Source organism: Arthrobacter zhaoxinii (genome assembly GCF_025244925.1).
Lineage (GTDB): Bacteria > Actinomycetota > Actinomycetes > Actinomycetales > Micrococcaceae > Arthrobacter_B > Arthrobacter_B zhaoxinii.
The window spans coordinates 1,835,285-1,859,748 of sequence record NZ_CP104275.1; the positions used below are offsets into that span (position 1 = coordinate 1,835,285).

Genomic DNA, 24,464 nt, shown 5'->3' on the forward strand with positions numbered 1-24,464 from the left:
GGGCCTTTACGCTCATCGGCACCGGAGGATCCACAGTGCAGGCGCACCGTGTGCGCCTTCCGAGGATACCGGAGAAGACCGCTGGCACCCGTATCGGGGGCAGGGGCGCCGGGATATCTCACACCCGGCGCCCCTGTCCCTGAGCGTTTACTCTTCCGGGACGCGCTGTCCCTTGCTGAGCACGGTGAGGCCTGACTCGGTCACGGTGAATCCGCGGCTGAGGTCCAGTTCCCGGTCCACGCCCACCGTCGCACCGGCAGGGATGCGCACGTTCTTGTCGATGATGGCCCGGCGGACCACGGCACCCTCACCCACATGCACCTTGTCCATCAGCACCGAGTCGGTCACCTCCGCGTTGGAGGCAACGTAGACGTCCTGCGCCAGCACGGACCCGGTCACCTTGCCGCCGGAGATCACCGTGCCGTCGGAAACGATCGAATCGAAGGCGGTTCCGGCCTGGTCGGAGGCGCTGCGGACGAACTTGGCGGGCGGGGAGATGCTCTGCCGCGTGTAGATGGGCCACTTCAGGTTGTACAGGTTGAACGCCGGCAGGGGAGAGATCAGGTCCATGTTGGCGTCGTAATAGGAATCCAGGGTGCCGACGTCGCGCCAGTACTGGTGGTCGCTGCCGGTGGCCCCGGGAATGATGTTCCGGGTGAAGTCGTACACGGCGGCGTCGTCGCGTTCCACGAAGTAGGGAATGATGTCCCCGCCCATGTCGTGCTTGGTGACCAGGCGTTCCTCGTCCCACTGCAGCGCCGAAACCAGGGCGTCGGTGTTGAAGACGTAGTTGCCCATGGAGGCCAGGAAGCTGCCCGGATCATCGGGCAGCCCGGGGGTCGTCTCGGGCTTTTCCACGAACGCAGCGATGCGTTCCGGGTTCTCCGGATCGGTTTCGATCACGCCGAACTGGTCCGCCAGGTGCAGCGGCTGCCGCACGGCGGCAACGCTCACCGATGCGCCGGAGGCAATGTGTGCCTCGACCATCTGGGAGAAGTCCATGCGGTACACATGGTCCGCACCGATGACGACAACGATGTCCGGCTGTGCGTCCTCGATCAGGTTCATGGACTGGTAGATGGCGTTCGCGCTGCCGAGGAACCAGCTCTTGCCCACGCGCTGCTGTGCAGGCACCGAGGCCACGTAGTTCTGGAGCTGGGTGGAAAGCCGCCAGGTCTCGGAGATATGCCGGTCAAGGCTGTGGGATTTGTACTGGGTAAGAACCACTATCTGGAGGTACCCGGAGTTCACCAGATTGGAAAGTGCGAAGTCTATGAGGCGGTAACGCCCGGCAAAGGGAACGGCCGGTTTGGCCCGATCTGCTGTGAGCGGCATTAGCCGTTTACCCTCGCCGCCTGCGAGAACTACTGCCAGGACCTTCTTAGGCGCCATTGTCTTGAACCTCTTCCGAAAATAAGTCTGCTGACTTCAGACTAGATCACTGGTCGCCCGGTGCACTACGTTGGTTTAGTGCGAGTAGATATTGTGTCGAAGGAATTCCCGCCGGAAATCTACGGAGGAGCAGGCGTTCACGTTGCCGAGCTCAGCCGGGTTCTGGCCGGAGAAGTAGATCTCCATGTGCATTGTTTCGGAGCCCCGCGCCCCGAAGATTTCCACGGAGCCAAAGTAAAGAGCTATGCGGTGCCGGCGGAACTGGAGTCCGCGAATCCTGCGGTGCAGACCCTCGGGACGGACCTTGAAATCCTGGGCGGACTGGCCGGCGCGGACCTGGTCCATTCGCATACCTGGTATGCCAATATGGCCGGCCACCTGGGGTCCCTGCTGCACGGCATTCCGCACGTGCTCAGCGCCCACAGCCTGGAGCCGCTGCGTCCGTGGAAGGCCGAGCAGCTCGGCGGCGGATATGCTGTCTCCTCCTGGGTGGAGAAAACCGCCTACGAGGCAGCCGCCGCCATCATCGCGGTGTCCGAAGGCATGCGGCAGGACATCCTGCGCAGCTACCCGGACGTGGACCCGGACCGGGTTCGGGTGGTCCACAACGGCATCGATGTGGAGCAGTGGCAGCCGGATGTCGATCCCGAGGGTGTCCGCGCCTTCAACATTGATCCGGACCGCCCCAGCGTGGTCTTCGTAGGCCGCAACACCCGCCAGAAGGGAGTGCCCTACCTGCTCCGGGCTGCGGCGCTGCTGCCGCCGGAAGTCCAGCTGGTCCTGTGCCTCGGCGCGGCGGACACCCCCGAACTTGCTGCGGAAACCGCCGTGCTGATCGAGGAACTCCGGCGTACCCGCACCGGCGTCGTCGTTATTGAGCGCATGCTGCCGCGCGCCGAGCTGATCAAGATCCTCTCCATCGCCACCGTGTTCGCCTGCCCGTCGGTCTATGAACCGCTGGGCATCGTGAACCTCGAGGCAATGGCCTGCGGCACCGCCGTCGTCGCCAGTGCCACCGGCGGCATCCCGGAAGTGGTGGATACCGGCGTCACCGGCCTGCTGGTTCCCATCGACCAGGTCACCGACGGCACCGGCACTCCGCTGGATCCGGAGAAGTTTGTCCAGGACTTCGCCGAGGCGCTGACCTCCGTGGTCACGGATCCGGCCCTGGCCCAGCGGATGGGCGAGGCCGGCCGCGTCCGGGCCACCGAGCAGTTCTCCTGGGAGTCCATCGCCGAGGCGACCCTGGACGTCTACCGGTCCGTCCTGGCCTAACACCTGAAACCGAAAGGCGCCGCCGCAGTAAGCGGCGGCGCCTTTTGGCTGCCCGGAACCGGGCTGGGGGATGCTTCCGCCGCACAGGGTCCCACCGTTTGGTGCTGGTGTGACCCCTGGGACCACAGAAGGCAACACAGCCCCCACCCACTGGGACGCTGTGCTGGATTCCCCGCTCTACTGCACAGGGTCCCACGGTTTGGTGCTGGTGTGACGGAAGTGACCTCAGGAGGCAACAGAAGCCCCATATCGTGGGACGCTGTGCTGCCTCGCAACCCCGGAAACCCGCCGCACGGGGTCCCACCGTTTGGTGCTGGTGTGACGGAAGTGACCTCAGCAGGCAACAGAAGCCCCATATCGTGGGACGCTGTGCTGGATCCCGGCCCGGAAACCCCGGCCGGAACAAAGAAAGGCGCCGCCGCACAGTGCGTGCGACGGCGCCTTTCGGCCGTTCCGGTACCCGGCTCCCCGGCTCCCCGGCTCCCCGGCTACCCGGAGGAACTCCGGGGAACCTACTTCCGGGCGGACTTCTTCTTCTGCGAAGCCTTCTCGCGGGCAATCAGGATCTTCTCGTCCACCGGAGCGGCCCCGCTGGCGCGCAGCATCCGCTGGTACTCCATGGCTTCGTCCTGGCGGGCCTTCTCCGCCCCGGAGGCAATCTTCGCGCGAAGGTGTTCCTGGCCGTAGCCGAAGGAGTCCACCAGGTCCAGGGCGTGCGGACGCAGCTTGGCCAGCAGTCGGTTGATGTACGGACCCAGAGTGCGTGCACGCTGGGCGGACAGGCGGCCGTTCATGAGGTACCAGCCCAGGTTCTTCTCGATCAGGCACAGCCCGAACAGGTCCCGGACCCAGGTCATGACCTGCCGGGTGCCGGCGTCCTGAATCCGGTCCAGCCCCCGGGTGAAGGCCTCCCACTGGAGCAGTTCTGCGTGGGCACGCGCGGCTTCGATCAAGGCGTGCTGGTTCTCGTTGAACACCGCCGCACCCTTGTCCTTCGGAAGCCCGCGGGCTTCCTTGAGTGCAGTTGCCACCTCGGCCACCATGGTGCCCACGCGGTCGGCCAGCAGGTCATGCTGGGTGCGCGGATCGCGCAGGGCAATGGCGGACTTCTTCTCGGAGCCGGAATCACGGAAGGACTGCGCAATCCGGCGCAGGCCGGTGCGGTGCAGGGTCACGTCCGTGGCCTGTCCCACCACGTAGCGGGCAAGGACGCCGAAGTCCGCACCGGCGAATTCCTTGGCGTAGTCAGCCAGCAGGCGCTTGGCAACCAACTGCAGCAGCACCGTGTTGTCGCCCTCGAACGTGGCGTAGATATCCAGGTCCGCGCGCAGGGCAGTGAACCGGTTCTCGGCCAGGAACCCGGCGCCGCCGGTGGCTTCGCGGCATTCCTGCAGCGTGTCCAGGGCGTGCCAGGTGGACAGGGACTTCAGGCCCGCGGCAAGGGTTTCCAGGTCCTGGCGGTCCGCGTCGGTGTCATGCGCGCCGGAGAAAACGTCGTCGAACTTATGCAGCAGTTCCTCGTGGGCGAAGGTGGCGGCGAACGTGGTGGCCAGCAGGGGGAGCAGGCGGCGCTGGTGCTGCTGGTAGTCCATCAGCACCTCTTCCTTGATGTCCGAGGCGCCGTTGAACTGGCGGCGTTCGGTGCCGTACTGGATGGCCGTCTTCAGCGCCAGCTTGCTCGCGTTGACCGCTGCGCCGTCGAGCGAAACGCGGCCCTGCACCAGGGTGCCGATCATGGTGAAGAAGCGGCGCCCGGGGCTGCTGATGTCCGAAGTGTAGGTGCCGTCGGCGGCGACGTCGCCGTACTTGTTGAGCAGGTTCGTGCGGGGGATGCGCACGTTGGAGAAGTGCAGCCGGCCGTTGTCGATGCCGTTCAGCCCGCCCTTGATGCCGTCATCCTCGCCGCCGATGCCGGGCAGGAACCCGTTGTCGTCGCGCAGCTCCACATAGAACGCGTGCACCCCGTGGTCCACGCCCCGGGTGATGAGGTGGGCGAAGACGACGGCGGCCTTGCCGTTGACGGCGCCGTTGCCGATGTAGTCCTTCCAAGCGGCACGGAAGGGGGTGTTGATAATGAATTCTTCGGTGGCGGGGTCGTACTCGGCCGTGGTGGCGATGCTGGCGACGTCGGAACCGTGGCCGGTTTCCGTCATCGCGAAGCAGCCCGGAATCTCCAGGCTCATGATGCCGGGCAGCCACTTTTCGTGGTGCTCCCGGTTGCCCAGGTGCATCACGGCGGAACCGAAGAGACCCCACTGGACCCCGGCCTTGATCTGCAGGGACGGATCGGCCACCACGAGTTCGGTGAAGCCCGCGACGTTTGCTCCGTGGCTGTCTTCGCCGCCCACGTACTTGGGGAACGCGCCGTGGACGGACTTGCTCTCCACCAGGATCTTCAGCTGGTCCATGACCCGTTCGCGGTGCTCGGTGTGGGTCAGGCCCGCAGGGGTCTGCATGGCTTCCATGCCGGCAATCCTGCGGGCCTCCAGCCGCTTTTCAGCCCATTTGCCGAGCAGGACACGTCCCAGCGCCTCGACGTCCACCACCGCGGCGTCGTTGTCTTTGATCGTGGCACTGGCCGGGAGCTGGCGTTCGGTGGGTGAGAGCGTTTGCGTCATTGCGTTTCCTTCTCGTGTTCGGTGGAGGGAGCAGGTGATAAATCCGGTGGTCAGGGACGGGTGCCCCGGTCGTAGCCAATGCCGTCAAAGAGCCAGGCAGTCAGCTGGTCGGTCATTTGTTCCTCGGTCGGCTTGCCGGGGCCGGGGGGAGCGGCGATCCAGCGCTCTCCGGCAGCCCGGATCATACCGAGGGCGGCCGTGGGCCAGTACTGTGCGGTGGCGCTGGCCTGGGGAGGAACCTCACGGCCGGCCAGGTAGTCGCGCACGGCCGAGTCCATCATTGCCGTGATGGTGTCGAAGAAGGACGAAAGGGCGGTGTCGATCTGTCCCGGCCCGCCGTCGCCAAGCTGGCCGGTGACAAACAGGTAGACGTTGGGGGAGGTCTCCGCCATCTGCAGGTAGGCCGACACCATGGCCCGCAGGCCGGACCGGGCGGAGACTGCGGTGCGGCCCGCTTCCACGATCTTTTCCTGCATCCGGGCCACGGCCATTTCCCCCATGGCTTTCTGCAGCCCGGCCTTGTCCCCGAAGTAGCGGTAGAACACGGACTTCGAGGTGCCGGAGGCGGCAGCAATCTCTTCCATCGACGCCGCGCAGCCCAGGGTGTGTACGGCCCGGCGGGCGGTTTTGATCAGGGTGCGACGGCGCTCGGCCCGGTGCGCTTCCCAGCGGAGCGCGCGGCCGTCCGCAGCCGGGGACGGCGCGGAAGGATCTTCAAGTACGTTGTTCACGATACTGAGCGTATCAGGTACGCTGGGTAACAGTAACTAACGTCACACCGAACCCCCATGGACCCCCAAGGAGAACGACGAATGGCTGCACAGCCTGAATCCGCACGAGCTACCCCCACGAACAACGGCGCCGGCTCATCGGTGCGCAAGGCGGTGGTGATTGGCGGAAACCGCATTCCCTTCGCCCGCTCGGGCGGCAAGTACACCTACAGCTCCAACCAGGACATGCTCACGGCCGCCCTTGACGGGCTGGTTGCCCGCTTCGGGCTGCAGGGCGAACGCATCGGCGAAGTTGCCGGCGGCGCCGTCCTCAAGCACTCCCGCGATTTCAACCTGACCCGCGAAGCGGTCCTGGGTTCGGCACTGTCGCCGGAAACCCCCGCATACGACGTACAGCAGGCCTGTGCCACCGGCCTGGAGACGGTGGTGAGCCTGGCGAACAAGATCAAGCTCGGACAGCTGGAATCCGCCATTGCCGGCGGCGTCGACTCCGCCTCGGACGCTCCCATTGCCGTCAGTGAAGGCCTCCGCCGGGCACTGCTGGACCTCTCCCGCGCCCGGACCACCAAGCAGAAGCTGGCGGCCGTCGCCAAGATCCGCCCCAAGGACCTCTCCCCGAACGCGCCGTCCACCGGCGAACCGCGCACCGGGCTGTCCATGGGCGAGCACCAGGCCCTGACCACCGCCCAGTGGAAGATCACCCGCGAAGCCCAGGACGAACTGGCCTTCAACAGCCACCGCAACATGGCAGCCGCCTACGACCGCGGCTTCTTCGATGACCTCGTGACCCCGTACCGCGGCCTGGCAAAGGACGCGAACCTGCGCCCCGACACCACCATGGAAAAGCTGGCCAAGCTCAAGCCGGCCTTCGGCAAGAGCCTGGGCGATGAGGCCACCATGACCGCCGGCAACTCCACCCCGCTGACCGACGGCGCCTCCGTGGTCCTGCTGGGCTCCGAGGACTACGCCCGCGAACACGACCTGCCGATGCTGGCGAACATTGTGGACGCCGAAGCCGGCGCCGTTGACTTCGTACACGGCAAGGACGGCCTGCTGATGGCTCCGGCCTTCGCCGTACCGCGTCTGCTGGCCCGCCATGGCCTGACCTTCGACGATTTTGACTTCTTCGAAATCCACGAAGCCTTCGCCGGAACCGTCCTCTCCACCCTGGCTGCCTGGGAGGATGAGGAATTCTGCCGCACCCGCCTGGGCCTGGACGCACCGCTGGGCAGCATCGACCGCAGCAAGCTCAACGTCAACGGCTCCTCGCTGGCGGCCGGACACCCGTTCGCGGCCACCGGCGGACGCATTGTCGCCTCGCTGGCCAAGATGCTGCATGAAAAGGGCTCGGGCCGCGGCCTGATCTCCATCTGTGCTGCCGGCGGCCAGGGCCTCGTCGCGATCCTCGAGGCGCGCTGACCATGAGTGATACCTACCTGAACCTCGTGAACAGCGGCTTCACCAAGGAGCTGTCCAAGAAGCTCGGCCTGCCCCGTCCGGCCATCCTGCGCCGCTTCGACCCGTCTCGACCGCTGGTGCCGGGCCCGGTGCTCGTGCTCGGCAAGAGCACTGCCGCCGACGAGCTGTCCCGGCTGCTCCTGGGCTGGGACCAGGACGTACGCCGGCACGCGACGCCGAAGGAAAAGCTCGGCGCCATCCTGATTGTGCTCGACGACGCCGCGGCGCCGGCGGATCTCGGCGAACCGACACTGGCCACCGGCGCAGCGCTGCGCGACCTTGCTCCCGGCGGACGGGTCATCACCGTGTCCCGCCCGGCGGCGGAAGCACAGGACCCGGCAGCCGCAGCGGCCCGCCAGGGTGTCGACGGTACGCTGCGCTCCATTGCGCACGAACTGCGCGGCGGAGCCACGGCCAACGGCATTGTGCTGGCCAACGGCGTACAGGCCACGGCGCCCTCGGTGGCCGCAGCCCTCCGGTTCCTGCTTTCGGGCAAGAGCGCCTACGTCAGCGGACAGTTCATCACCGTCGGTTCCGACGCCGGCGAGCTTCCGGCCGACTGGAACGCGCCGCTGGCGGGCAAGGTCGCCGTCGTGACCGGTGCCGCCCGCGGCATCGGCGCCGCTATTGCCCGGGTGCTGCACCGCGACGGCGCATCGGTGATCGTGGTGGATGTGCCTGCCGCCGGAGAACAGCTGGCGAAGGTAGCCAACGAAATCTCCGGCACGGCGCTCCAGGTCGATATCACCCGTGAAGACGCGGCGGACCGCATCCTCACCCACGCCGTCGAACGCTACGGGCACCTGGACATCGTGATCCACAACGCCGGCATCACCCGTGACAAGCTGCTGGCCAACATGGATGAAGCCCGCTGGGGCTCGGTCATTGCCGTGAATATTGCCTCGCAGCTGCGGATGAATGAAACCTTCCTGGCCTCCGCCGGCTTCAGCCCCGAGGGCCGGATCGTCTCGCTGGCCTCCACCAGCGGCATTGCCGGTAACCGCGGGCAGACCAACTACGCAGCGTCCAAGGGCGGCGTGATCGGCATGGTCCGAGCCACCGCACCGCTGCTGGCACCGCGCGGCGGCTCGATCAACGCCGTCGCGCCGGGCTTCATCGAAACCGACATGACCGCTGCCATTCCCGCACTCACCCGCCAGGTGGCGCGCCGGCTGTCCAGCCTGCAGCAGGGTGGACTGCCCGTCGACGTGGCGGAGACCATTTCCTTCCTTGCCTCCGACTCGGCTGCCGGCGTCAACGGACAGGTAGTACGCGTCTGCGGGCAGAATATGGTGGGCGCATGACGGATACCCAGCTGAGCGAGATCCCCGCCCTCGGGCGCCTCTATGCCGGTGCGGTGGGCAGCGCGGCGAGGTCGCGCCTGTCGCCGTCGAAAACCACCGGCAGCCTTCCGACGGACCGGCACGTGGTACGCGGGGCCTCCGTAGACCTGGCCCGGCTCACCGATTTCCAGCGCCTGGTCCTGCACAGCGCCACGGATTACCTGCCCACCGGTTACGTGCATACCTTTGCGTTCCCGGTGGCCATGTCCCTGATGGCCCGCGAGGACTTCCCCCTGCCCCTGCTGGGGATGGTGCACCTGCGCAACGAGGTGCAGCATTTCCGGCCGATCCACTACGGGGAACCCCTGACGGTTACCGCGTGGGCGGAGAACCTCGCCGGCCACCGGGCCGGAACCCAGGTGGAACTCGTCGCCGAGGTGACGGTAGAGGCGGACGGCGGCTCCGAGACTGTCTGGCGCGGCCGTTCCACCTACCTGGCCAAGGGCGTTTTCCTGCCGAAGATCGACCGCCCGGACAAGTCGGCGGTGCGGGCCGAGTTCGTTCCACCGCTCCCGACGGCGCTCTGGCGTCTGGGCGCCGACGCCGGACGTAACTACGCCCGGGTCTCCGGCGACTTCAATCCCATCCACCTCAGCCGCCTGTCGGCGAAGGCCCTGGGCATGAAGCAGTCCCTGGCCCACGGCATGTACCTGGCCTCGCGGGTGGTTGCCGATACGGTGCAGACCCACGAGGGACCGTTCCAGTGGAGCATCGACTTTGAGTCGCCGGTGTTCCTGCCCGCCACGGTTGCGGTGGCGATCGACGACGACGGGACAGCGGGCGAATGGGCCGGCTCCACCTTCACGGGCTGGAATCCGCGTTCCCACCGGCGGCACTTCTCCGGTTCGGTAACGCCGCTGGACCCTGCCGGGGCCTGACCCTCGGCCTCCAAGCCCGTCCGCCTCCGGCAGCACCCGGAAGCGGACGGGCTTTTGGATGCCCTGATGCTAAGGTTCCCTCATGATTGATGCTCCCGGCCTGCTGGTTGCCGCCAAGGAACTGGACGCCGCCGATCCCCTCGCGGGCTACCGGGACCGGTTCCTGCCGGCAGAGGGAGTCCGGGCGTATCTGGACGGAAATTCGCTGGGCCGCCCGCTCCGCGCCACCGCCGGAAACCTGCAGGACTTCATCTCCCGCCAGTGGGGCGGGCGGCTGATCCGCGGCTGGGACGAGCAGTGGCTCGAGCTGCCCGGCCGGATCGGCGACGAACTCGGCGAGGTGGCGCTCGGCGCCGCTCCCGGGCAGTGCATCGTGGCGGATTCCACCACTGTGCTGCTGTACAAGCTGGCACGGGCCGCCGTTGCCGCCCGGCCCGGCCGCACCGAAATCCTGCTCGATGCCGACAATTTCCCGACAGACCGGTACGTCCTGGAAGGCGTGGCCCGCGAATGCGGCCTGACCCTGCGCTGGGTGTCCGCCGACTATGCCGGCGGAGTCACCCCCGAAGCGGTGGCGGACGCCGTCGGCCCGCAGACCGCACTGGCTGTGTTCAGCCACGTGGCCTACCGCTCCGGATACCTTGCCGATTCAGCGGCCATCAACACAATCGTGCACGACGCCGGCGGGCTGGTCCTGTGGGATCTGTGCCATTCGGTGGGGGCCGTACCTGCCGAGCTGGACGCCGAGGGGACGGACTACGCCGTCGGCTGCAGCTACAAATACCTCAACGGCGGCCCGGGCGCACCGGCCTGGGCCTACGTGGCCGCCCGCCACCAGGCGGACTTCTCCCAGCCCATCCAGGGCTGGCTGGGGTCCAGCGATCCGTTCGGCATGGCGCAGGGCTATGTTCCGGCCGAAGGCATTCGCCGCCTGGTCTCGGGCACCCCTCCCATCCTGGGGATGCTCGCGATGCAGGACATGATTGCCCTGATCCGGGAGGCCGGCATGGAGGCCGTCCGCGCGAAGTCATTGGCGCTTACCGAATACGCGCTCACCGCCGTCGACGCGCTGCTGGCACCGCGCGGCGTCGTGCTGGCCTCGCCGCGCGACCCGGACCGCCGCGGCAGCCACATCACCATCGACCATCCGAAGTTCAAGGCAGCCACCGCTGCCCTCTGGCAGCAGGGCATCATCCCGGATTACCGCAATCCAGACGGCATTCGGCTGGGCTTGTCGCCGCTGTCCACGTCCTTCGCGGAGACCTTCACCGGGATCGAAGCGGTTCTGGGCGAGCTCTAGACGCACGCGGTTACCCGTTGCCGTCCGGCCGCCTGCGGGACACCCTTGGGCATGACCAAATATCTCATCTCCTTTCCGAGCGAAGCCATGGTGCTCACTGACGAGGAGTTTCCCGTTGTGGCAGCAGATTCGCGCGCCGTCATCAGGGAGGCAAAGGCTGCCGGTGTGTATATCTTCGGCGGTGGGATCGAGGAAAAGGTGGATCCCGTGCTTGTCTCCGCCGACGGATCCGTGAACCCCGGGATCTATCCCGGCAGCCACCTCAAGGGCGGCTTCACTGTCTTGGACCTCGCGACCCGTGAGGAGGCAGTGGAGTGGGCCCGGAAGATCGCAGTGTCCTGCCGTTGTGCGCAGGAGCTCCGCGAGTTCATGTTTGATCCGGAAAGCTAGGCCTCAGGCCTGGCCGGCTTTGACCGCGAGCACCGGGCAGGCGGCCTCCAGCAGCACGCGCTGGGACGTGCTGCCCAAAATGAGCTTGCCCACCGGCGTCCGGTGCCGGATCCCCACCACCACCAGCCGGGCACCGTGGTCCTGGATTGCCTTGAGGATTTCCTCGGCGGCATCAAAATCCCCGGTGGGGTGAAGCAGGACATGGGACACCCCGCTGCTCTGCAGGACGCCGGTCAGCGTCTGCAGATAGTCGGGGGTATGTTCCGGCAGCCGCGGCTTGCGGGTGCTCTCCACATTGACCACCACGATCCCGGTGGCGAGGTCCCGGGCTGCGCGGAGCGCGGCGCGCAGCGCTGTTTCCCCCTCCGGTGTGGGGACGTATCCGACGACGACGGTCATGGTTTCCTTCTTCCTGCCTGCTTCGCCACTGGCTCGCTCAGCTCAGCTGCGAGGGGTCGCTGAAACGGGTCCTGCGTGCTTTCACTGCCCGGTTCCAGATCCAGGTGAGCACCCACAGGACCAGCCCGAGCAGCAGCAGCAGCCCGGCGATCCGGTACTCAATGGCGTCCTGCGCCCACGGGCCGAGCAGGAAGGCGCAGGTTCCGGCACCGATGAAGGGCATGATGCCGGGGGAGCGGAAGTGCGGCCGGTCAACCGGCGTTCGGCGCAGGACGATGCACGCGATGTTCACCACGGTGAAGACGGCCAGCAGCAGCAGTGCGGTGGTCCCGCCGAGTGCCGTCACCGTTTCCCGGCCCATGAAGTTGGTGACCACGATGATCAGGCCCACCGCGATCGCCGTCGTAAACGCAATGGACGCCCAGGGGGTGCGGCGTCCGGGCAGGACCGCCGACAGCCCGCGGGGCAGGACATCCTGTTTTGCCATGCCGTAGAGCAGCCGGCTGGCCATCAGCATGTTGATCAGGGCGGTGTTGGCGACGGCAAAGATGGACAGGAACGGATAAATAACGTCCACGGGGAGGTTGGGGGCACCGGCCCGCACCACCTCCAGCAGCGGGGTGGCGGATTCGGACAGCTGCCCCACCGGCACCACGGCGACGGCGGCGATGGACACCAGCAGATAGACCGAGACCGTAATGGTCAGGCCGGTGAGCATCACCTTCGGGAAGATCCTCGACGGGTCACGGGTTTCCTCCGCCATGTTCACCGAGTCCTCGAAGCCGACCATGGAGAAGAAGGCCAGGGCGGTGGCACCGGTGAGGGCGAGGAACACGCTTTTGCCCGTTTCGGTTTCAAACACCACCACACGGGAAAAGTCCGCGTTGCCCTGGCTCATGGCCCAGAACCCGATGGCTATCACGATCAGGAGGCCGGTCAGCTCGATGGCGGTCAGCACAATGTTGAACTTCACGCTTTCCGCTGCGCCCCTGAGATTGACGGCAGCGAGCAGCAGCACGAAGATCACCGCGATCCAGGTGACTCCGGTCTGTCCCCACTCAAGCTGAAACCCGACAATAAAGTTCTCGGCGAGGAATTTCGAGGCCGTCGAAGCGGACGTTATCCCGGAGCACAGCACCCCGAAGGTCACGAGGAAGGTCAGGAAATGCACGCCGAAGGCCTTATGCGTGTACAGGGCGGCACCGGCCGCCTGCGGATACTTCGTCACCAGTTCCAGATAGGACAGAGCAGTAATGGTGGCCACCGCGAAGGCGAGCAGGATGGGCGCCCAGGCGGCGCCGCCGATTTCGCCGGCCACCTGTCCGGTCAGGGCGTAGACGCCGGTGCCCAGGATGTCGCCGACGATAAAGAGCAGCAGCAGCTTGGTGCCCATGACCCGCTTGAGCTCGGGCTGGACGGTTTCCGCTTTGATGTCAGCCATGGTTGTCCTTCCGGACGTTCAGGGATGCCGCGTTGGACGGTATTCTGCGCGGTGGACGGCTGATCTGGCAATGGGCTGCCCTACGCAGGCGCCTCGGGAATCACCCGGACGGCGCCGATCCGCCGGCGCCGCACGCCCAGGACCTCCAGCCTGCATCCCGGGGCCTGCACCGTGTCGCCGGGCCGTGCCATGCGGCCCAGACGGTCCAGGATGTACCCGGCGACCGTCTCGTACTGGCCCTCGGGCAGCCCGAACCCGGTCAGCCGTTCGAATTCCTGCAGGATCAGTGCGCCGTCCACCACCAGCTGTCCCTTTTCCCTGCGGTAGCGGTCTTCGGGGTCCTGCCCGGTGTCGTATTCGTCGTAGATCTCGCCGACGAGTTCCTCCACCAGGTCTTCCAGCGTGACAATGCCGTCCGTCCCGCCGTATTCGTCCGCCACAATCGCAATGTGGCTGTTTCCGCGGCGCATGCGGCCCAGTGACGGCAGGACGGCGGCGGTCCCCGGCACAAACAGAATCGGGCGCAGGATGTCTGCCACACTGCGCTGGTCCGGCTCCGGGGCGTCCGGATCCGGCATCAGATCCCGTACGTGGATGAACCCGAGAATGTCGTCCACTGAGGTGCCGGTCACCGGATACCGGGAATAGGGCTGGTGCCGCACCCGGCACCGGGCTTCTTCCAGGGGAAGGTCCGCACGGACAAACACCACTTCGGTCCGGGGCCGCATCACCTCCTGGACCAGCCTTGTGCCTGCTCCGAAGACGTCTGAGAGGATCCGCCGGCTGTCTTCGGCCAGCATGGGGCTGGCCGCCACCATGTCCCAGAGTTCCTGGCTGCTCACCGGCACGGTCTTCACCTTCGGATTACCGCCCAGCAGACGCACCACGGTGTCGGTCGAGAAGGACAGGAGCCGGATAACGGGGCGCATCAGCACCGCGAACAGGTTCAGGGCGGGGGAGAGGATGCGGGCGTAGAGGACGGCATTCTGCATGGCCAGCCGCTTGGGCACCAGTTCCGAGAACACCAGGGACAGGTAGGCCACGGCGAGGGTCAGCAGGATGAACGCCGTCGCTTCCGCCGTGGACCGGGGCAGCCCCCACTGCCGGAGCAGGGGAACCAACGCCGGGGCCAGGGCCGAGGCACCGTAGGCAGCGGAGAAGAAACCGGTGAGGGTCACGCCGATCTGGATCGCCGACAGGAACAGGTTGGGGTTGCGGGCCAGGTGCGCGGTGCGCCTGCCCTGCTTCCCGCTCCGTTCGATGCCGCTGATCTGGCTCTCACGGAGGGACACCAGTGCCATTTCCGCGCCGGCGAAGATTCCGCCCAGCAGAATGAAGAAAACCACGAGCAGGAGATTAAAGACGCCGCTGCCGTCCATGGTGCGAGGGTACCGAAGGCGTGCCGGTGATGTGAGGTAAAGATCACACCGGACCGTTCCGGAGAAACAAAAAAGTCCTCCCGGAATCCGTAGATTCCAGGAGGACTTCACTGTGCGCGGAGGGGGACTTGAACCCCCACCCTCGTTAGAGGACTAGCACCTCAAGCTAGCGCGTCTGCCATTCCGCCACCCGCGCTTGGGTGATTTCCACCGGCTCTTTAGTTGTTCAAAACCTGTGGAAGCAACGGGAAAAACTCTAACACGGTTTAGGCGCTAAGCACGAATCGGCCCAAGCCGGGGGCCGGTCGGCGTCCCCGTGCAGCGAAATGCGGCCCATCGCGCCGCCGGTCTGGCTAAGCTGGCTGCACAGTTCACCGAAGGAGAAGCCCATGCCCACAGACGTCCGTGCCGAGCAGCCCCGCGCCGAAGATGAGGTGGCCCGGATCTGCCAGGAGCTCATCCGCTTTGACACCTCCAACTTCGGCGACAACTCCGGTCCGGGGGAGCGTGCGGCTGCCGAGTACACCGCCGGGCTGATCGAAGAAGCCGGGCTGTCCGCCGACCTCTTTGAGTCGGCCCCGGGACGCGCGTCCGTGGTGACCCGGATGGAGGGCACCGATTCCTCCCTGCCCGCCCTCGTGGTCCACGGCCACCTCGACGTTGTGCCGGCCCAGAAAGCGGACTGGACGGTGGACCCGTTCAGCGGCGAGGAACGGGACGGGCTGATCTGGGGCCGCGGCGCCGTGGACATGAAGGACATGGACGCCATGATCCTGTCCGTGATGCGCTCCATGGCGGCCACCGGAACCCGGCCCCGCCGGGACATTGTCTTTGCGTTCTTCGCCGATGAGGAAGCGGGCGGCGACTACGGTGCCCGCTGGGCCGTGGAACACCGTCCGGAACTGTTCGACGGCGCCACCGAGGCCATCTCCGAGGTCGGCGGCTTCTCGGCCACCATCGGCGGAAAGCGGACGTATCTGCTGCAGACTGCGGAAAAGGGCATCTCCTGGCTGCGGCTGGTCGCGCACGGCCGTGCCGGGCACGGCTCACAGATCAACACCGACAACGCCGTCACCCGGCTGGCCCGCGCCGTCGCCAACATCGGCAGCCACCCCTGGCCCATCGAACTGACGGACACCACCCGTGCCTTCCTGGACGGCGTCACCGAACTGACCGGCGTCGAGTTTGATCCGGACAACCCGGACCGGATCCTCGCCGAACTGGGCACCGTGGCCCGGTTTGTGGGCGCGACCCTGCAGAACACCTCCAACCCCACGGTGCTGAAGGCCGGCTACAAGCACAACGTCATCCCCGGCACCGCCGAGGCCCTGATCGATGCCCGCACCCTGCCCGGGCAGGAGGAGCAGGTCCTGGCCACCATCCGCGAACTTGCCGGCGAAGGCATCGACATCAGCTACGAACACCAGGACGTGTCCCTCGAAGTACCGTTCAAGGGCAACCTGGTCGACTCGATGATCTCCGCCCTGCAGGCCGAGGATCCGGGGGCACCGGTGCTGCCGTACACGCTTTCGGGCGGTACGGACAACAAATCCCTCAGCCGGCTGGGCATCACCGGGTACGGCTTTGCCCCGCTGCGCCTGCCGGAAGACCTGGACTTCACCGGCATGTTCCACGGTGTGGATGAACGCGTTCCGGTGGACTCCCTGAAGTTCGGCACCCGGGTCCTCTCCCGCCTCCTGACCGACTACTGAGCCCGTCCCCGCCTTTCGAAGGAGAACCCCCGTGCCGGCCACCGATGTCCTTTCCCCGGAGCTGCTGGAACGCCTGCGCTCCCGTGCCGCGGGCTACGACGAGACCAACAGCTTCTTTACGGAGGACCTGGCAGACCTGCGCGCGGCCGGTTACCTCGCCCTGTTCACCTCCCGTGACGGAGGCGGAGCCGGGATGGGCATTCCGGACGTCGTTGCCTGCCAGCGGCTGCTGGCCTCGGCCGCTCCGGCGACCGCGCTGGCCGTGAACATGCACCTGGTCTGGTGCGGGGTGGCCCACCTGCTGGCGCTGAAGGGGGATGAGTCGCTGGACTTCATCCTGCGCGAGGCGGCGGCGGGGGAGTTGTTTGCCTTCGGAGTGTCCGAGCCTGCGAACCCGGCCGTGCTTTTCGATTCCCATACCGAGGCCCGTCCGACGGGCGACGGCGGGTATGCCTTCACCGGCACCAAGATCTTTACCAGCCTGTCCCCGGCGTGGACGCGGCTGGGCATCTTCGGAAAGGACTCCTCGGATCCGGAGGAGCCGCGGCTGGTTTTCGGGTTCGCCGAACGAGGCACGGAGGGCATCACCATTGCCGATGACTGGAACACGATGGGCATGCGGGCCAGCCAGTCCTGCACCACCCGTCTGGCCGGCGCCGTGGTGCCGGCACCGCGGATGGTCCGCACGACGCCGGTGGGCCCGCACCGGGATCCCTTTGTCTTCGGGATCTTCGCCCTGTTTGAAACCCTGCTGTCCGCGGTCTACACGGGCATCGCGGACCGGGCCGTGGACCTGGCGGTCGAGACCGCCCGGGGACGTTCTTCACGTGAGGGCGTTCCGGCGTCGGCGGACCCCGCTACCCGCTGGAAGATAGCTGAAGCCGCCCTGCGGATGGACGGCATCCGGCTGCAGCTCGGCGCCGTGGCACGGGACCTTGAGGACGGCACGGATCACGGCAGCTACTGGTTCCCGCTGCTTTCGGGCCTGAAATACCGCAGCACCGAAACGGCCCGCGGCGTGGTGGAAACCGCCGTCCGGGTTGCGGGCGGCCGCAGCTATTTCCGGGGTGCGGAGCTGGAACGGCTCTACCGCGACGTCCTCGCCGGAATGTTCCACCCCTCGAGCGAGGATTCGGTGCACGGGAGCGTGGCCAACGCGCTTCTGGGTCCGGTGGAGTAGGGCCCTGGAAACACCCGGGGCGGGACGGCCCGGGCGGCTACGGGGTCCGCTGGACGCGCAGCACCCTGCGGCGCAGCCAGAACCGCCGGCCGCCGCCGCTGTAGATCCGGCTGCGGTGCAGTTCCCATTTGCCGTATTCGGCGTGCTCGACCAGGCGGCGCCTGGCGTCGGGCAGTGATTCGTTCGGATCCACCGACACCACCAGGTACTCGTAGTCCCGGGAATTATCGCGGCGGCGGGAGACATCAGGTGCAAGAATTTGTTCGCGCATTTCCCTCCAATTTTCCCTACTTTACCGATAACGTCTAGGTCATGAGCATAGATCCGCGCGTCGCGCTCCAGTCCCTTGTCACCGCGTTCGAGGAGCATCTCGCGGCTGCGGCCGCCCGCCGCGGCGAAAAGGATCCGGTGGTCGAAAGTGCGTATCTGGCCATCGCCGATGCCTTCGAAGTCTACGAGGAAGTCCTTTACGACGCCTACGGCGAGGTGACCCCGCTGGAAATCTACGAAGACGACGAGGACGACGGCGACTACGACGGCGTGGATGAAGTGGACGAAGTCCTGGATGACGAGCCGGAGGCGGCGGGGGACCAGGACAACGGGAACCCGCTGGGCCGCTCCGCCAACCGGTAGCGCGCCCCTGCGGGTGAACGGCTGCGTCCCGGTCGTCAATTAGAGTCTTAGGTGTGAATTGGTTTGAAGCGATCTTCCTTGGCCTGATCCAGGGCCTGACAGAGTTCCTCCCCATCTCCTCCAGCGCACACCTGCGCATTGTGGGGGAGCTGCTGCCCGGAGCCCAGGATCCGGGGGCGGCGTTTACCGCCATCACCCAGCTGGGCACCGAAACCGCCGTCGCTGTGTACTTCTGGAAGGACATTGTCCGGATCGTGAAGTCATGGTTCGGCTCCCTCTTCGGCCGCGTGCCGCGCAGCGATCCGGATGCCCGCATGGGCTGGCTGATCATCATCGGCAGCCTTCCCATAGTGGTGCTGGGCCTCCTGTTCCAGGACCAGATCGAAAGCACCTTCCGCAGCCTGTGGATTGTCGCCACCATGCTGATTGTCTTCGGCATCATCCTGGCGGTGGCCGACGCCGTCGGCCGCCAGCAGCGCACGCTGGATAAGCTCACCTACCGGCACGGCATCCTGTACGGCTTCGCCCAGGCACTGGCCCTCATACCGGGGGTTTCCCGTTCCGGCGGCACCATTACCGCCGGCCTGTTCATGGGTTACACCCGTGAGGCTGCGGCACGCTACGCCTTCCTGCTCGCCATTCCCGCCGTCTTCGGCAGCGGACTGTTCCAGCTGGTGAAGTCGCTGGACGAGCCCATGCCCTACACCGGCCTGCAGACCGGCGCCGCCACCGTGGTTGCCTTCGTTGTGGGCTTCGTCATTATCGGCTGGTTCCTGCGCTACGTCTCGACCCGCAGCTACCGCCTCTTCGTCTGGTACCGCATCCTCCTGGGCGTCTGCATCTACCTCCTGCTGGGCTTCGGCGTCCTTACCGCCTAACCGTGCCCGTTAGAGTGGAAGGGTGATTGCCTGGAAATCTTCCTCCCTGCCCTCCCTGCCCGGCACGTCGGACGACGTCCGGCTCTATGACACCGCCGCGCAGGCGCGGGTGGCCGTGCGGCCCGCCGGCGAGGCGAGCATGTATGTCTGCGGGATCACCCCCTACGACGCCACACACATGGGCCACGCGTCCACCTACGTGGCGTTCGACCTGCTCAACCGCCAGTGGCGCGACGCCGGCCACACGGTCCGCTATGTCCAGAACGTCACCGATGTCGACGATCCGCTGCTCGAGCGCGCCAACGCCACCGGCGCGGACTGGCGCGAACTCGCCCGGGAGCAGACCCAGCTTTTCCGCGACGACATGGAAGCCCTCAACGTCCTGGCCCCGGACCACTACATCGGTGCGGTGGAGGCCGTGGAGTGGATTGTTCCGGTCGTCGAAGATCTCATGGACCGCGGCCTGGCCTACCGGGTTCCCGGTACCGCCGGTGAGCCCGACGGCGACCTCTACTTCGACGTCGACGCCGCCTCCCGGCTGGCCGACGGCGACCCCGATGCCTGGTGGCTGGGGCAGGTCTCGCACCTGACCCGCGAGCAGATGCTGCCGGTCTTTGCCGAACGCGGGGGAGACCCGGAGCGTCCCGGCAAGCGCAATGCTCTGGACCCGCTGCTGTGGCGCGTGGAGCGCACCGGCGAACCGTCCTGGGACGGCGGCCGGCTGGGAACCGGACGCCCGGGCTGGCACATTGAATGTTCAGTCATTGCCCAGCGTTTCCTGCCCCGTCCCTTCACTGTGCAGGCCGGCGGTTCGGACCTGGTCTTCCCGCACCACGAAATGAGCGCCGGGCACGCCTTTGCCTGCGAAGGCACCCCTCTGGCCTCGCACTACGCGCACGCCGGCATGGTGGGGCTGGACGGCGCCAAGATGAGCAAGTCGCTGGGCAACCTGGTCCTGGTCTCCCGGCTGCGTGCCGAGGGAGTCGAGCCGGCGGCCATCCGCCTGGTGCTGCTCTCCCACCACTACCGCACCGACTGGTTCTGGACCTCCGACCAGCTGCGCGGGGCCGAAGAACGCCTCGTCGCATGGCGGCGTGCCCTGCAGTCCACCAACGACGACGCCGCCGCCGCGCTCCTGCAGCAGATCCGCGCCGCGCTGGCCGATGACCTGGATGCCCCGGCCGCACTGCAGGCTGTGGACGCCTGGGCGGGCGCGGCAGCTGCCGGCGGAACGCCGGGAACCCAGACCGGAGCCGAACTCGTCTGCGCCGCTCTGAACGCGCTGCTCGGAGTCCAGCTCTAGGCGAGACCCGGACCGTTCCCCGGGTACGAAAACGCCGGCCGCACCCATCGGGTACGGCCGGCGTTTTCGTGTTCGCGGCCTCGCTCAGTCCCTGCGGCGGCGCTTCAGGTAGCGTTCAAATTCGCGGGCAATGGATTCCCCGCTGGCCTCGGGGAGCTCGGCCGTATCCTTCGCTTCTTCGAGCTGGCGGACGTAGGCGGCAACCTCCGGATCCTCGGTGGCCAGCTCATCCACGCCCCGTTCCCAGGCCTCGGCCTCTTCAGTCACCAGATGCGTATCCAGGGGAGCCTGCAGCAGTTCCTCAATGCGGTTCAACAGGGCCAGCTGCGCCTTGGGCGACGGCGCCTGCCCCACGTAGTGCGGCACCGCGGCCCAGAGCGAGATGGAAGGGATGTCCGCCAGTCCCGCCATCTCGGACACCACTCCCACAATGCCGATGGGCCCCTCATAGGAGGAAGACTCAAGGCCCAGGCTTTCCTGCAGGTCGACTTCCTCGCAGGACGCACTCACCGGAATGGGCCGCGAATGCGGAACATCGGCGAGCAGTGCGCCGGCAAGAACAATGCAGTCCACCTCCAGTTCCTTGGCCAGGGCAATGAGTTCAGCGGTGTAGGCCCGCCACTTGTACGAGGGCTCGACGCCCGTGACGAAAATGACGTCCAGGTTGCTGTCCGGGACCTCGGCCCGGGAAATCCGCGTGGTGGGCCACTTGATCCGGTGCCCGCCGGAGGCCGTGCGCTTGATCGACGGTCTCGTAAACTGGAAATCGTAGTACTCGTCGGCGTCGATACTGGCTATCTTTTCGCTGTCCCAGTGCCGGCTCAGGAATTTCAGGGCATCGGAGGCTGCTTCACCCGCGTCGTTCCACCCTTCGAACGCAGCCAGCATCACCGTGACGCGCTCGGGGGACGTCTCGTCGCCAAAAAAATCCTGGAGGCCTGTGGCTTCAAAGCCTTCGGTATTGCTCACCACTTCACACTATGCCCCGTCCGACCCGCATGTCAGGAGCCCGTCACGGTGCTTCGCGGAGAGCAAAAGAAACACCGGCTTACGCCGCCACGTAGACTGAGGACATGCCCCTGAATACCGCAGATGATTCTTCCCGCAGCCAAGCCGACGCAGCACTGCAGGCCGTGTTCTGGGATATGGACGGCACCATCGTGGATACCGAGCCGTACTGGATCGCTGCCGAGAAGGACCTCACCGCATCTTTCGGCGTCGACTGGACGGACGCCCAGGCCGAAGCCATGGTCGGGCAGGCACTGGAAGTCAGTGCCGGGATGCTCCGGCAGGCCGGTGTGGATCTCGGAATCCGTGACATCATTGACCGGCTGATCGGTCAGGTGGCAGCGCAGGTCCGCCGCGAGGTGCCCTGGCGGCCGGGGGCCCGTGAACTCCTGACCGAACTGCAGGCCGCCGGTATTCCCTGCGCCCTGGTCACCATGTCGGAGCAGGTGCTGGCGCAGGAGATCCTCCGCGCCCTGCCGGCCGGGACCTTCGGCGTTGTGGTGACCGGCGATATGGTCGGCAAGGGCAAGCCGGACCCCGAGCCCTACCAGCTTGCCTTCGACACGCTTTCCCGCTCCGTTCCCGGCCTGGACAAGGCCCGGGTTGTCGCTATTGAAGATTCCCTGCCCGGTGCCACCTCCGCACAGGCGGCAGGACTGGTGACGCTGACGGTACCGAACTTCGTTCCGCTGCCCCCGGGGGTCTTCAAGCATGAATGGGATTCCCTGGCCGGACGCGGGGTGGACTCGCTGCACCAGCTGCTTCCCGGCTCCGTCCTGGAGTCCGTCAGGTGAGCGGTACCGGACCCGGCACGCAGCGCCGGGAAGGCATTCCGCTGGGAAGCATTGCCGGCGTCCCGGTAATCCTCGCCTATTCCTGGTTCCTCATTGCGGCGCTTATTGTGGCGGTATTCGGACCGCAGGTGCGGGATGCCTTCCCCCGCCTGGGTACCGGTGCCTATGCCGTTGCGCTGGGCTATGCGATCCTGCTGCTGCTCTCGGTCCTGGCACACGAGGCAGCGCATGCATTGACCGCGAGGGCCTACCACTGGCCCACCTCCAAGATCGTGCTCACGCTGTGGGGCGGGCACACCCAGTTCGGTGACCTGCGCTCCACTCCGGGCCGCTCACTGCTCGTTGCCCTGGCCGGCCCGGCAGCCAACTTCCTACTGGCCGCAGCCGGATTCGGCATCCTGCAGCTCCTCCCGGACGGCGGAGTGGCAGAGCTGGTCACCTTCATTTTTGTATCCGCCAACGTACTGATCGGCGTTTTCAATGTCCTGCCCGGACTTCCGCTGGACGGCGGACGCCTGGTGGAAAGCGCGGTCTGGAAGCTCACCGGGTCCCAGGAACGCGGCACCGTTGCCGCCGGCTGGGCTGGACGCATCATCGCGGTCCTGCTTCTGGCTGCCGTCATTGTGCCGCCTTACCTCCGGGGCGTCGCCCCCTCCCTGAGCCTGGTCCTGCTGGCCGCCCTGCTGTGCGGTTTCCTCTGGATGGGGGCAGGGGCCGCTGTTTCGAACGCCCGGGTGCGCCTGCGGCTGCCGCAGGTCAGCGCCGGCGCCCTGATGGAACCGGCCGTGTCCCTGCCCGGCGGAACACCCGTGTCGCAGGCCCTCCGGCTGGCGCGTGAGCATCCGTCAGCCACCCTGGTCATCACTGCCGCCACCGGCCAGCCCGAAGCCCTCGTGGACCGCGGAGCCCTGGCCTCCGTTCCCGCCGACCAGGCCGAACTGGTCCCGGTGAGTGCCGCCGCCCGCCCGCTGGCTGCCGGCGCCTATGTTCCCGAAGCCGCCGCCGGATCCGAACTCGTCCAGTACCTGGCCCAGCTGCAGGGCAGCGAATACGCCGTCATTGACCGCGACGGAACCGTGACCGGCCTCCTGCGCCAGGCCGCCGTCGTCGCCGCCGTAACCGGAAAACCCGCCCGCCCCGGACGCTGACACCTCCGGCTTCAACTGCCCGCCCGGCGCAGCCATGCCGGCGCCCATAACCCCGCAAAAGAACCAAAGGAACACCATGAACTCCGAAAACCAGGAGCAGCCCACCGCTGCTGCACCCCACGGCGCCGAGATCCGCAGGGGTCCGCTGCGGCCCGGGGAACGGGTCCAGCTGACCGATGAAAAGGGCCGCCGCAACACCATTACCCTGACGGAAGGCGGCGCCTTCCACACCCACCGCGGGTACCTGCAGCATGACACCGTCATCGGGCTGCCCGAAGGATCCGTGGTCACCAACACCGCCGGCCACCAGTACCAGATCCTGCGCCCGCTGCTCTCCGATTTCGTCCTCTCGATGCCGCGCGGTGCCGCCGTCGTCTACCCCAAGGACGCGGCCCAGATCGTCACCATGGCGGACATCTACCCGGGCGCCCGCGTGGTGGAGGCCGGCGTCGGCTCCGGCGCGCTGAGCATCTCGCTGCTGCGTGCCGTCGGTGACCACGGCAGCCTGCACTCCTACGAACGCCGCGAGGAATTCGCGCAGATCGCCCGCGGCAACGTGGAAACCTTCTTCGGCGGACCGCACCCCGCTTGGGACATCACCCTCGGAGACTTCCAGGACGAAGTAGTGAAGACGCAGGAGCCGGGCAGCGTGGACCGCGTGGTCCTGGACATGCTCGCCCCGTGGGAGTGCACCGACGCCGTAGCCACCGTGCTCGCGCCGGGAGGGGTGTGGATCTCGTACGTGGCCACCGTGACCCAGCTCTCCCGCACCGCGGAAGCCATCCGCGCCGACGGCCGCTTCACCGAGCCGGACGGCTGGGAGTCCATGGTCCGCGGCTGGCACCTCGAGGGCCTGGCCGTGCGCCCGGACCACCGCATGGTGGCCCACACCGGCTTCCTCCTGACCGCCCGCCGCCTGGCTGAAGGTGCCACCGGGCTCGTCGCCAAGCGCCGGGCTTCGAAAACCAACTTCAGCGAAGAGGACCTCAACGCGTGGACTCCCGCGGCCGTGGGAGAGCGGGAAGTCTCCGCCCACAAGCTGCGCCGTGCGGCTAAGGATGCAAGCTCCACCGTGCAGCGCGGAGCCCTCGAAAACGCCGAGAAATTCCAGCAGGAGACCGATACCCCATAGCGGGGGTAACCGGCGAAACACAAGACGCCGGACCCGGTGTATCTTCCGCGGGGCTGGGTTACTGTCATTGAA

General features: G+C 66.9%; 22 protein-coding genes and 1 tRNA gene. 14 read left to right on the forward strand and 9 right to left on the reverse strand.

The window, feature by feature from the left end; translation table 11 throughout:
• Nucleotides 1-147 precede the first annotated feature (147 nt).
• Nucleotides 148-1,392 carry a glucose-1-phosphate adenylyltransferase gene (glgC, locus tag N2K95_RS08545; RefSeq protein WP_313771004.1) on the reverse strand — a complete coding sequence of 415 codons (1,245 nt, stop codon included), beginning with the start codon at nt 1,390-1,392 and terminating at the stop codon, nt 148-150.
• Between the two features lie 78 nt (nt 1,393-1,470).
• Between glgC and glgA the strand changes: the two genes are divergently transcribed.
• Complete coding sequence (gene glgA, locus N2K95_RS08550) at nt 1,471-2,667, forward strand: glycogen synthase (protein ID WP_260651225.1); 1,197 nt, start codon at nt 1,471-1,473, stop codon at nt 2,665-2,667.
• 512 nt (nt 2,668-3,179) lie between these two features.
• On the opposite strand, the gene N2K95_RS08555 is transcribed toward glgA, so the two are convergent.
• Together N2K95_RS08555 and N2K95_RS08560 are read right to left on the reverse strand one after the other, a co-directional pair.
• Entirely contained in the window at nt 3,180-5,285 is a 2,106-nt protein-coding gene (locus N2K95_RS08555; RefSeq protein ID WP_260651226.1) for an acyl-CoA dehydrogenase family protein, read from the reverse strand.
• 50 nt (nt 5,286-5,335) lie between these two features.
• A complete protein-coding gene (locus N2K95_RS08560) occupies nt 5,336-6,016 on the reverse strand; it encodes a TetR/AcrR family transcriptional regulator (protein WP_260651227.1) in 681 nt (226 codons plus the stop codon).
• A gap of 81 nt (nt 6,017-6,097) precedes the next feature.
• On the opposite strand from N2K95_RS08560, the gene N2K95_RS08565 reads away from it, so the two are divergent.
• The 5 genes from N2K95_RS08565 to N2K95_RS08585 all read left to right on the forward strand — a co-directional run bounded on the left by N2K95_RS08565 (nt 6,098) and on the right by N2K95_RS08585 (nt 11,385).
• Nucleotides 6,098-7,435 (forward strand): acetyl-CoA C-acetyltransferase, encoded by a 1,338-nt coding sequence (locus N2K95_RS08565; protein ID WP_260651228.1) that lies wholly within the window; start codon nt 6,098-6,100, stop codon nt 7,433-7,435.
• A 2-nt stretch (nt 7,436-7,437) separates the two neighbouring features.
• Nucleotides 7,438-8,778 carry a 3-oxoacyl-ACP reductase gene (locus N2K95_RS08570; protein WP_260651229.1) on the forward strand — a complete coding sequence of 447 codons (1,341 nt, stop codon included), beginning with the start codon at nt 7,438-7,440 and terminating at the stop codon, nt 8,776-8,778.
• Entirely contained in the window at nt 8,775-9,695 is a 921-nt protein-coding gene (locus N2K95_RS08575; protein ID WP_260651230.1) for a MaoC/PaaZ C-terminal domain-containing protein, read from the forward strand. The genes N2K95_RS08570 and N2K95_RS08575 overlap by 4 nt, the downstream gene beginning before the upstream one ends.
• An 82-nt stretch (nt 9,696-9,777) precedes the next feature.
• On the forward strand, nt 9,778-10,995 hold the full coding sequence (locus N2K95_RS08580) for a kynureninase (protein ID WP_260651231.1): 1,218 nt from the start codon (nt 9,778-9,780) through the stop codon (nt 10,993-10,995).
• A gap of 51 nt (nt 10,996-11,046) precedes the next feature.
• The gene (locus N2K95_RS08585; RefSeq protein WP_260651232.1) at nt 11,047-11,385 is read left to right on the forward strand and encodes a YciI family protein; all 339 of its coding nucleotides are present in this window, start codon (nt 11,047-11,049) and stop codon (nt 11,383-11,385) included.
• A gap of 3 nt (nt 11,386-11,388) precedes the next feature.
• Here N2K95_RS08585 and N2K95_RS08590 read toward each other — a convergent pair whose 3' ends face one another.
• The 4 genes from N2K95_RS08590 to N2K95_RS08605 all read right to left on the reverse strand — a co-directional run bounded on the left by N2K95_RS08590 (nt 11,389) and on the right by N2K95_RS08605 (nt 14,800).
• Entirely contained in the window at nt 11,389-11,784 is a 396-nt protein-coding gene (locus tag N2K95_RS08590) for a universal stress protein (protein WP_260651233.1), read from the reverse strand.
• A 37-nt stretch (nt 11,785-11,821) separates the two neighbouring features.
• On the reverse strand, nt 11,822-13,225 hold the full coding sequence (locus tag N2K95_RS08595) for an APC family permease (RefSeq protein ID WP_260651234.1): 1,404 nt from the start codon (nt 13,223-13,225) through the stop codon (nt 11,822-11,824).
• 80 nt (nt 13,226-13,305) lie between these two features.
• Nucleotides 13,306-14,604 (reverse strand): hemolysin family protein, encoded by a 1,299-nt coding sequence (locus N2K95_RS08600; protein ID WP_260651235.1) that lies wholly within the window; start codon nt 14,602-14,604, stop codon nt 13,306-13,308.
• A gap of 113 nt (nt 14,605-14,717) precedes the next feature.
• Nucleotides 14,718-14,800, reverse strand: a tRNA-Leu gene (locus N2K95_RS08605).
• A gap of 193 nt (nt 14,801-14,993) precedes the next feature.
• Between N2K95_RS08605 and N2K95_RS08610 the strand changes: the two genes are divergently transcribed.
• Together N2K95_RS08610 and N2K95_RS08615 are read left to right on the forward strand one after the other, a co-directional pair.
• On the forward strand, nt 14,994-16,316 hold the full coding sequence (locus N2K95_RS08610) for a M20/M25/M40 family metallo-hydrolase (protein WP_255792047.1): 1,323 nt from the start codon (nt 14,994-14,996) through the stop codon (nt 16,314-16,316).
• Between the two features lie 31 nt (nt 16,317-16,347).
• Nucleotides 16,348-17,496 carry an acyl-CoA dehydrogenase family protein gene (locus N2K95_RS08615; RefSeq protein ID WP_260651236.1) on the forward strand — a complete coding sequence of 383 codons (1,149 nt, stop codon included), beginning with the start codon at nt 16,348-16,350 and terminating at the stop codon, nt 17,494-17,496.
• Between the two features lie 37 nt (nt 17,497-17,533).
• On the opposite strand, the gene N2K95_RS08620 is transcribed toward N2K95_RS08615, so the two are convergent.
• On the reverse strand, nt 17,534-17,767 hold the full coding sequence (locus tag N2K95_RS08620) for a DUF5703 family protein (RefSeq protein ID WP_260651237.1): 234 nt from the start codon (nt 17,765-17,767) through the stop codon (nt 17,534-17,536).
• Nucleotides 17,768-17,808: 41 nt separating this feature from the next.
• On the opposite strand from N2K95_RS08620, the gene N2K95_RS08625 reads away from it, so the two are divergent.
• From N2K95_RS08625 to mshC, 3 genes are read left to right on the forward strand one after another with little or no spacing between them, the layout of a single operon-like run.
• Entirely contained in the window at nt 17,809-18,129 is a 321-nt protein-coding gene (locus N2K95_RS08625) for a hypothetical protein (protein ID WP_260651238.1), read from the forward strand.
• 53 nt (nt 18,130-18,182) lie between these two features.
• Complete coding sequence (locus N2K95_RS08630; RefSeq protein WP_260651239.1) at nt 18,183-19,007, forward strand: undecaprenyl-diphosphate phosphatase; 825 nt, start codon at nt 18,183-18,185, stop codon at nt 19,005-19,007.
• 22 nt (nt 19,008-19,029) lie between these two features.
• Nucleotides 19,030-20,310 carry a cysteine--1-D-myo-inosityl 2-amino-2-deoxy-alpha-D-glucopyranoside ligase gene (mshC, locus tag N2K95_RS08635; RefSeq protein WP_260651240.1) on the forward strand — a complete coding sequence of 427 codons (1,281 nt, stop codon included), beginning with the start codon at nt 19,030-19,032 and terminating at the stop codon, nt 20,308-20,310.
• A gap of 84 nt (nt 20,311-20,394) precedes the next feature.
• Here mshC and N2K95_RS08640 read toward each other — a convergent pair whose 3' ends face one another.
• A complete protein-coding gene (locus N2K95_RS08640; RefSeq protein WP_260651241.1) occupies nt 20,395-21,279 on the reverse strand; it encodes a PAC2 family protein in 885 nt (294 codons plus the stop codon).
• A gap of 104 nt (nt 21,280-21,383) precedes the next feature.
• Between N2K95_RS08640 and N2K95_RS08645 the strand changes: the two genes are divergently transcribed.
• From N2K95_RS08645 to N2K95_RS08655, 3 genes are all read left to right on the forward strand, one after another.
• Nucleotides 21,384-22,112: an HAD family hydrolase gene (locus N2K95_RS08645; RefSeq protein ID WP_260651242.1), complete on the forward strand. Its 729-nt coding sequence runs from the start codon at nt 21,384-21,386 to the stop codon at nt 22,110-22,112.
• A complete protein-coding gene (locus tag N2K95_RS08650; RefSeq protein WP_260651243.1) occupies nt 22,109-23,260 on the forward strand; it encodes a site-2 protease family protein in 1,152 nt (383 codons plus the stop codon). The genes N2K95_RS08645 and N2K95_RS08650 overlap by 4 nt, the downstream gene beginning before the upstream one ends.
• Nucleotides 23,261-23,336: 76 nt before the next feature.
• Nucleotides 23,337-24,392: a tRNA (adenine-N1)-methyltransferase gene (locus N2K95_RS08655; RefSeq protein ID WP_255792035.1), complete on the forward strand. Its 1,056-nt coding sequence runs from the start codon at nt 23,337-23,339 to the stop codon at nt 24,390-24,392.
• Nucleotides 24,393-24,464: the final 72 nt, after the last annotated feature.